This window comes from Mesorhizobium sp. M1273 (genome assembly GCF_040318195.1).
Taxonomy (GTDB): Bacteria; Pseudomonadota; Alphaproteobacteria; order Rhizobiales; family Rhizobiaceae; genus Mesorhizobium.
Map to the genome: position 1 here is coordinate 1 of NZ_JAMYLV010000089.1, position 1,126 is coordinate 1,126.

Consider the following 1,126-nt stretch of genomic DNA (forward strand, 5'->3'; position numbering starts at 1 on the left):
CGCGCGGCAAAACCCAAAATACCCCACGGGATCGCATCCAGATCAGCAAAACCTATTCACTTCAACGACATAGACAGATGGGTGTTATGAAACAGGATTGTAGATGTGGCGCCAGCGGTCGAAGGCCCGCTGGGCCGCCGCCAGGTTCTCGAACGGCGGTCCCTGCAGCGCCTCGGCCTTGAGCGTGCGGTGAAAGCGCTCCTCCTTGCCCAGCGTCTGGGGATGATACGGCCTGGAATGCCCGATGGCGATGCCGATTTCGATCAGCCAGACGCCGAGCAGGGTAAAGTCGTTGCGGCCGCCATCGCCCCAAGGCGGGCCGTTGTCGGTGGCGATACGAAAGGGCAGGCCATAGCGGCGGAAGGCCGTGATCAGGCGCGTTTTCACGGTTTCGGTGGTCTGGTCGGAGCAGGCCGACAGCACGATCGAGAACCGCGAATGGTCGTCGAGCACGGTCAGCGGATGCAGGCGCCCGGCGCGCAACGGCACATGACCCTTGAAGTCCATCTGCCACAGATCGTTGGGCGCTTCGTGCTCGAAGCGGATGAAGGGCTTTGCCCCGCCGCCCAGCGCCCCGAGCTCGACGCCGTTGCGACGCAAGATGCCGGTCACCGTCGAGGGCGACGGACAGCCAATCCCCTGGCGCGCCAGGACCCGGGCGATCTTGCGCCCGCCCCAGGCCGGATGTGCCGCCCGCACCGAAAGCGCCGCTGCTTCGACCTCCCAGGCGCTGCGCCTGGGACTCGAGAGCGGTTGGCGCGAACGCTCCAAAAGCCCGGCCTCGCCCTCCGTCCGATAGCGCGCGATCAACTTGTGAGCCACGGTCCGACCGATCCCAAAGCGCCGGCACAACGCGCTCACATTCGCCCCCGGCGCGCTCGCCAACCTGACAAATTCCAGCTTCTGTTTCATCGCGCTCGTGTCCTCGAATGGCATCCCGAACCTCCCGGCGCAAAGCGCGCCAAACTGTTCGCGATGTCCTCGCACACCTGTTCGCGATGTCTCCGGTCCAAACACCCCCTTGAGGGCAGGGGAATCGCATATGGCGATTTTGGGGTTGAGTTTAGGCTGAGAAAGGATTCTTTGGAGAGGCAGTTGAGCGAAGGAGCGACTGCCATTTCCTGCC

The 1,126-nt window shown here is 64.1% G+C and carries 1 protein-coding gene; it reads right to left on the minus strand.

Features of this window, described 5'->3' with window-relative positions:
* Positions 1-84: 84 nt before the first annotated feature.
* Positions 85-936, minus strand: coding sequence for an IS481 family transposase (locus tag NKH30_RS33045; RefSeq protein WP_352998161.1), 852 nt, complete (start codon positions 934-936; stop codon positions 85-87).
* Positions 937-1,126: the final 190 nt, after the last annotated feature.

Excerpts from the sequence above, each read along its gene's own strand:
- NKH30_RS33045 (WP_352998161.1), bottom strand. The coding sequence starts at position 936 with ATGCCATTCGAGGACACGAGCGCGATGAAACAGAAGCTGGAATTTGTC.